The sequence below is a fragment of the Sphingomonas epibiotica genome, from assembly GCF_039615155.1.
GTDB lineage: Bacteria > Pseudomonadota > Alphaproteobacteria > Sphingomonadales > Sphingomonadaceae > Sphingomonas.
The window spans coordinates 1-6,343 of record NZ_JBDGHY010000021.1 but is presented as its reverse complement, the minus strand read 5'-3'; the positions used below and the strand labels follow the sequence as shown (position 1 = coordinate 6,343).

The following is a 6,343-nucleotide window of genomic DNA, read 5'->3' as shown; positions in this document are numbered from 1 at the left end:
ACAAAGCCGTGTCAGCGATCGTATGACATCACGGATGGCCGGCTTTCCATTTTACCGGAATACGCAAGTAGGTGACACCGTTCGCCTCCGCCTGATCGAAATGGCCCGCGCGGATGTTGACCTGGATCGAGGGCAGCAGGAGCTTGGGCACGGATAGCCCGGCGTCACGCTGCTCGCGCATGGCGACGAAGTCGTCCTCATTCACACCGTCATGGACGTGGACGCTCGACCGTCGCTGCTCGCCCACCGTCGTCTCCCAGCGATAGTCGTCGCGACCCGGTGCCTTGTAGTCGTGGCAGAGGAACAGTCGCGTCTCGTCGGGCAGCGCCAATAGCCGGCGGATCGAGCGATAGAGCGTCCGCGCATCCCCGCCCGGGAAGTCGGCGCGGGCGGTGCCATAGTCGGGCATGAACAGCGTATCCCCGACGAACGCCGCATCGCCGATCAGATAGGTCACGTCGGCCGGGGTGTGGCCGGGGACATGCAGCACCTCGACCGCCAGCGCCCCGATCGCGAACTGGTCGCCATTCTCGAACAGGCGGTCGAAGTCCGAGCCGTCCGTTTTCAGATCATCCATCGCGAACACGGGGCGGAAGATTTTCTGCACGTCGCGGATATGCGCGCCGATCCCGATCCATGCGCCTGTATGCGCCTTGATGAAGGGTGCGGCCGACAGATGATCGGCATGAGCGTGCGTCTCCAGCACCATCGCGATCCGCCAGTCCTGCTCGCGGGCGAAGGCGACGATCCGCTCGGCCGAGCGCGTGTCGGCGACGCCGCTCGCCATGTCGAAGTCGAGGACTGGATCGATCACCGCCGCAGTCCGTGTCGCGGGATCGCCGACGAGGTAGCTAATCGTATTGGTCGGCTCGTCGAAAAACGCCTCGATGAGGGGCTGAGTCATGATTTTCTCCGTTAGCGCTTGCTAATATATTAGCTGGTGCTACATAAGCAACACCTAATGGAGTGGCGATGATGCTCAAACCGCCGATGGACCTGGCGACATTCGAGGCGAAGGCCGGGCAGGTCGCCGACACGCTGAAGGCGATCGGCAATGCTCGCCGGCTGATGCTGCTGTGCAAGCTGGTCGAGCATGGCGAGATGACGGTCGGCGATCTGGCCCGTGATGTCGGCTTGTCGCAGTCGGCCTGCTCGCAGCACCTGGCCAGGATGCGCGACGAGGGTCTCGTCACCTACCGGCGGGAGAGCCAGACGCTCTGGTACGCCATCGCGGATGCCCGCGTCGAAACGCTGCTCGGCACTCTCTACCAGCTCTACTGCAAGGATTGATGCGATGACGCTCGCGACCCTTTCTCCCGACGATACCCGTGCCGCGATCGATGCCGGTGCGCGCCTGATCGACATTCGCGGTGCCGACGAGCATGCGCGCGAACGCATTCCCGGCGCGATGAACGTGCCGCTCGACCGGATCGGCGATCTCCCGCGCGACGATCGTCCGGTCGTCTTTCACTGCAAGTCCGGGATGCGCACCGCCGCCAATGCGGCGCAGCTCGGCGCGGCAGCGGGTGGCGCGCCGGCCTATATCCTGGGCGGCGGCATCGATGCGTGGCGGCAGGCAGGACAGCCCACCGTCGCCGATCGGTCGCAGCCGTTGGAAATCATGCGGCAGGTGCAGATTACCGCCGGTGGGCTGGTGCTGATCGGCGTTCTGCTCGGCACGTTCGTCGCTCCCGGCTTCTTCGGGCTGTCGGCGTTCGTCGGGGCGGGGCTGATGTTCGCGGGCGTGACGGGGTGGTGCGGCATGGCCAACCTGCTGCGCGTCATGCCCTGGAACCGGCGCGCGACAGCCTGAGGCGATCGTGGACACCGCTGCCACCCTTGCCGCGCTTGCATCGGGCGGCGTGATTGGCCTGATCCTCGGCCTTGTCGGCGGAGGCGGGTCGATCCTCGCCGTGCCACTCCTGATCTATGTTGTCGGCGTCGGATCACCGCACGCTGCGATCGGGACGGCCGCTGTCGCCGTCACCGTCAATGCGCTTGCCAGCCTGGTCGGCCATGCGCGAGCGGGCCGCGTGAAATGGCGGTGCGCCAGTGTCTTCGCCGTCTCCGGAATGATCGGCGCGGCGCTGGGGGCGGAGTTGGGCAAGGCGTTCGACGGCAAGCGACTGCTTGTCCTGTTCGGGCTTCTGATGATTGGCGTCGGTTTGTCGATGTTGCGCAAGCGCCGCACGGCGGAAGCGCCGGACGTGCGACTGACCCGCGATAGCGCCTCGACGCTGCTGCCGCGCTTGGTTCCGATCGGGCTGGGCGTCGGGCTTGCCGCCGGCTTCTTCGGGATCGGGGGCGGCTTCCTGATCGTGCCGGGGCTGATCCTCGCGACCGCGATGCCGCTGCCCTTCGCGATCGGCACGTCGCTGGTCGTCGTCAGCGCGCTGGGGTTGACCACCGCCTTGTCCTACGCCCTGTCGGGGCTGGTCGACTGGAGCGTGACCGCGATGCTGGTCGTGGGCGGCGTCGCTGGAACGATCGGCGGTATTGCATTGGGCAAGGTTCTCGGCACCCGTAAGGGGCTGCTCGAACGTGGCTTTGCCGCCGTCGTGATTGCGGTAGGAACCTACGTTACGGCATCGTCGCTCTGAACCTGAGCAGCTTCAGCCGACTGCTATCGGCGCCCTCGCGCCAACAGCTTTTCACCATCGGGCCTGATCTCGCCCTTCGGCGTGACGTGTCGGTAGAGTGTTTGGCGCGTCACGCCGAGTTCGGCGCATAGCTCCGCGACCTTGGTTTCCGGTTTGCCCATCGCGGCCTGGGCGAGACGCAGTTTGGCCGGCGTCATCTTGAACGGACGCCCGCCGTGCCGACCGCGTGCCCGAGCGGACTCCAGACCGGCGCGCGTGCGCTCGACGATCAGTTCTCGCTCGAACTCGGCGAGGCCGGCGAAAATCGCGAAGATCAGCCGACCGTTGGCGGTGGTTGTGTCAATCGACGCGCCTTCGCCCGCCAGCACCTTCAACCCGATGCCACGCTTCGTCAGATCACCAACCGTATTGACGAGGTGGCGCAAATCGCGGCCGAGCCGATCGAGTTTCCAGATGACCAGCGTGTCGTCGCGGCGCAGCGCCTTCAGGCAGGCGTCCAGTCCCGGTCGCTTGTCGAGCCGGCCCGATGCGGCATCCTCATAGATATGCTCGGGATCGACGCCGGCCGCGACCAGCGCGTCGTGCTGCAGGTCGTGGACCTGGCTGCCGTCCGCCTTGGACACCCGCGCGTAACCGATCTGCGTTGTCACATATACGTCCGTTCACGTGACGGAGCGGCATTGCCCGTCGATCAATCGCGATAATGTCACATAACCCGTCTTCTGGTCTATGCTCCATGAACGGGTACGCTTTCCTGTTTCGTGACGAACAGGAAGCCGATGCCGACCAAGACCATCCTGTCGCCCGCGCAGCGTGCTGTGATCTTCGACCCGCCTGCCGATCGCGCGACGATCGAACGGCTCTATACGCTCGGTCCCGACGATCTGGCACAGGTGGCGCGACGTCGGCGCGGGGCGAACCGGCTCGGCTATGCGGTGCAGCTTTGCTACCTGCGTCATCCCGGTCGCAGGCTACTGACGGGGGATGCGGTGCCCGCCGCCATGCTCGCGCTGCTCGCCGATCAGATCGGGTGCGTAGCCGACGACTTCACCGGCTATGCCACGCGCCCCACGACATTGCGCGAACACCGGGCCGAGATCGAAGCTCTGCTCGGTCTGCGCGCCTTCGCGCGGGTGGATGTACGGGCGATGCTGGCGCTGGGATCGGAGATTGCCGCTTCGACTGATAGAGGTGAGACGATCGTCACAGGCATGGTCGATCGCTTGCGGGCGGACCGGATCGTACTGCCGGCGACATCGACGCTGGAACGGCTCGCCCTCATCGTGCGGACACGGGCGCGCAAGGCGGCCCATTCCAATCTGATCCGCGACTGTTCGACCGAACAGGAAGCCGCACTCGAACACATGATCGCCTCCGACGATGATGGGCGCACCCGGCTAGGATGGATACGCGAATGGCCGGAAGCACCATCGGCCGCGAACCTGAAGGGAATCGTCGAACGGCTCGACACCGTGCGCGGCATCGGGATCGCGGCTGATCGAGCACGACGTATCCATGCTGCTCGCTATGCCGTCATTGCGCGGACCGCCGGCATCGTCACCGCCCAGCACCTGCGGCGTCTCGAACGTCCGCGCCGGCTCGCCATGCTCGTAGCTTCCGTGATCGAGATGGAAGCGACGTTGACCGACGCCGCGCTGGTCATGGTGGAGAAGATGGTGGGCGCGCTGTTCCGCCGTGCCGACCGCACCCGCTCCGATCGGCTGCTCGGCCAGGCACGGATGCTGAAGGACACCGCGCGTTTCCATGCCCGGCTCGGTCGCCTGCTGGTAGATGCTCGTGCGAGCGGGCGCGATGCCTTCCGCGCGATCGACGCGAAGATGGGCTGGGATCAGCTCGAACGCAGCATCCGCTTTGCCGAGGATCTGACGCGCTCGGCCGATGACGGGCTGGAAGAAGTGGTCGAACGCTATCCCGCCGTGCGGCGTTTCGCCCCGACGTTTCTCGCCGCTTTCACCTTCCGCACCGCGCGGTTGGCTGATCCGCTGCTCGGCGCGATCGAGGTGCTGCGCACGATGTACCGCGACGGTCGATCGGTCCTGCCGAAGCGAGTGCCGACCAGCTTCATCAAGCCGCGCTGGCGCAAGGTCGTGCAGCCGGCGGAAGGGACGATAGACCGGCGCGCCTATGAGATCGCAGTGATCGCCCACCTGCGCGAGCGGCTCGGCTCGGGCAGCATCTGGGTGGACGGCAGCCGCGCCTATCGCACGCTCGACGACTATCAGCTGCCCATGCCCGCCTTCGAAGCGATGCGCGCGAGCGGCGATCTGCGCCTGGTTGTGCCGACCGACTTTTCCAAATGGTACGAGGAACGCCGCACCCTGTTGGCCCGGCGCATGACGGAGGTGGAGCGCGCAGCCGCAGCGGGCGAGCTGGTCGATGTGACGATCGAACGCGGGCAGTTGCTCATATCGTCGATCCGGCGATCCCCGTCCGACGATGCCGATGCGCTAAAGGCCCGGCTCTACGCGATGCTGCCGCGCGTCCGAATCACCGATCTGCTGGTCGAGGTCGCCGCATGGTCGGGATTCGCCGACCGTTTCGTCCATGCGCGCAGCGGCGCCCCCGCCTCCGACCAGTCCGCGCTGATGGGTGCGATCCTCGCCGATGCGACCAACCTCGGCCTGGGCCGCATGGCCGAAAGCTCGCGCGGGCTGACGTTGTCTCGCCTGCGCTGGACGGCGGAATGGCATGTGCGCGACGAAACCTATCTGTCGGCGCTGGCGGCGATCGTCGATTGCCATACCGCGCATCCGCTCGCGGCGGTCTGGGGACCGGGCGATACATCGTCGTCGGACGGGCAGTTCTTTCGTGCCGGTGGTCAGGGCGAGGCCCGCGCCGATCACAACGCCCGCTATGGCACCGAACCAGGCGTGCTGTTCTACACCCACGTCACCGACCGCTTCACGCCGTTCCACACCAAGGTCATCGCCGCCAATGCCGGCGAGGCCGCGCATGTCCTCGACGGCCTGCTCGACCATGAAAGCGAGCTGGTCATCCGCGAACATGCGACCGATACCGCCGGCGCGGTCGATCATGTCTTCGGCCTGTGCCATCTGCTCGGCTTCCGCTTCGCGCCCCGCATCCGCGACCTCAACGAGCGCCGGCTCTACAGCCTGTCGCCGCTCGACTCGTGGCCGACGCTGCGCCCGCTCGTCGCCGGTCCGGTCAAGATCCGCGCGATCGAGGAGAACTGGGACGAAACCCTGCGCCTTGCCGCCTCGATCCGCGCCGGCACGGTGAGCGCCTCGGTCATGCTCCGCAAGCTGGCGGGCTTCCCGCGTCAGAACTCGGTCGCCCGCGCGCTGCGGGAGATAGGTCGGATCGAACGCACCCTGTTCATGCTCGACTGGTTCGATGATCCCGACCAGCGTCGTCGCACCGGCAGCATTCTCAACAAGGGCGAGGCCCGCAACGCGCTCGCCCGCGCCATCTTCTTCAACCGCCTCGGCGAACTGCGCGACCGCACCTTCGAGAACCAGCGCCATCGCGCCTCCGGCCTGACCCTCGTCACCGCGGCCATGACGCTCTGGAACACCGTCTATCTCGACCGAGCTGTCCGTCATCTGCGCGGCAGCGGCGTCGACGTGCCCGACGAGCTGCTCGCCCACGTCGCCCCTCTGGGCTGGGAGCATATCGGCCTCACCGGCGACTATCTCTGGGGCGAGATCGACAAACCTCGCGAGCGGTTCAGGCCGCTGCGCCTCCACCAGCAAAGCCGGGAC

6 protein-coding genes are annotated in these 6,343 nt (G+C 66.5%); 4 read left to right on the top strand and 2 right to left on the bottom strand.

All coding sequences use genetic code 11. From position 1 onward, the window contains the following. Nucleotides 1–28: 28 nt before the first annotated feature. Complete coding sequence (locus AAIO73_RS19995) at nt 29–904, bottom strand: MBL fold metallo-hydrolase (protein ID WP_061780293.1); 876 nt, start codon at nt 902–904, stop codon at nt 29–31. A gap of 68 nt (nt 905–972) precedes the next feature. On the opposite strand from AAIO73_RS19995, the gene AAIO73_RS19990 reads away from it, so the two are divergent. Genes AAIO73_RS19990 through AAIO73_RS19980 form a run of 3 tightly spaced genes read left to right on the top strand, consistent with a single transcriptional unit; the run spans nt 973 to nt 2,600 of the window. Then, a complete protein-coding gene (locus AAIO73_RS19990; RefSeq protein ID WP_042469298.1) occupies nt 973–1,290 on the top strand; it encodes an ArsR/SmtB family transcription factor in 318 nt (105 codons plus the stop codon). Between the two features lie 4 nt (nt 1,291–1,294). Continuing rightward, nucleotides 1,295–1,813: a rhodanese family protein gene (locus tag AAIO73_RS19985; RefSeq protein WP_042469176.1), complete on the top strand. Its 519-nt coding sequence runs from the start codon at nt 1,295–1,297 to the stop codon at nt 1,811–1,813. Between the two features lie 7 nt (nt 1,814–1,820). Further along, a complete protein-coding gene (locus AAIO73_RS19980) occupies nt 1,821–2,600 on the top strand; it encodes a sulfite exporter TauE/SafE family protein (RefSeq protein WP_042469177.1) in 780 nt (259 codons plus the stop codon). A 23-nt stretch (nt 2,601–2,623) separates the two neighbouring features. Here AAIO73_RS19980 and AAIO73_RS19975 read toward each other — a convergent pair whose 3' ends face one another. Continuing rightward, complete coding sequence (locus AAIO73_RS19975; RefSeq protein WP_082052512.1) at nt 2,624–3,250, bottom strand: recombinase family protein; 627 nt, start codon at nt 3,248–3,250, stop codon at nt 2,624–2,626. Nucleotides 3,251–3,379: 129 nt separating this feature from the next. Here AAIO73_RS19975 and AAIO73_RS19970 point away from each other — a divergent pair. After that, nucleotides 3,380–6,343 (top strand): Tn3 family transposase (locus AAIO73_RS19970; RefSeq protein WP_066488359.1); only part of this gene is annotated, 2,964 nt, incomplete at its 3' end.

Bases quoted from the DNA above. Each gene is read 5' to 3' on its own strand.
- AAIO73_RS19995 (WP_061780293.1), bottom strand. From the start codon at position 904: ATGACTCAGCCCCTCATCGAGGCGTTTTTCGACGAGCCGACCAATACG.
- AAIO73_RS19990 (WP_042469298.1), top strand. From the start codon at position 973: ATGATGCTCAAACCGCCGATGGACCTGGCGACATTCGAGGCGAAGGCC.
- AAIO73_RS19985 (WP_042469176.1), top strand. From the start codon at position 1,295: ATGACGCTCGCGACCCTTTCTCCCGACGATACCCGTGCCGCGATCGAT.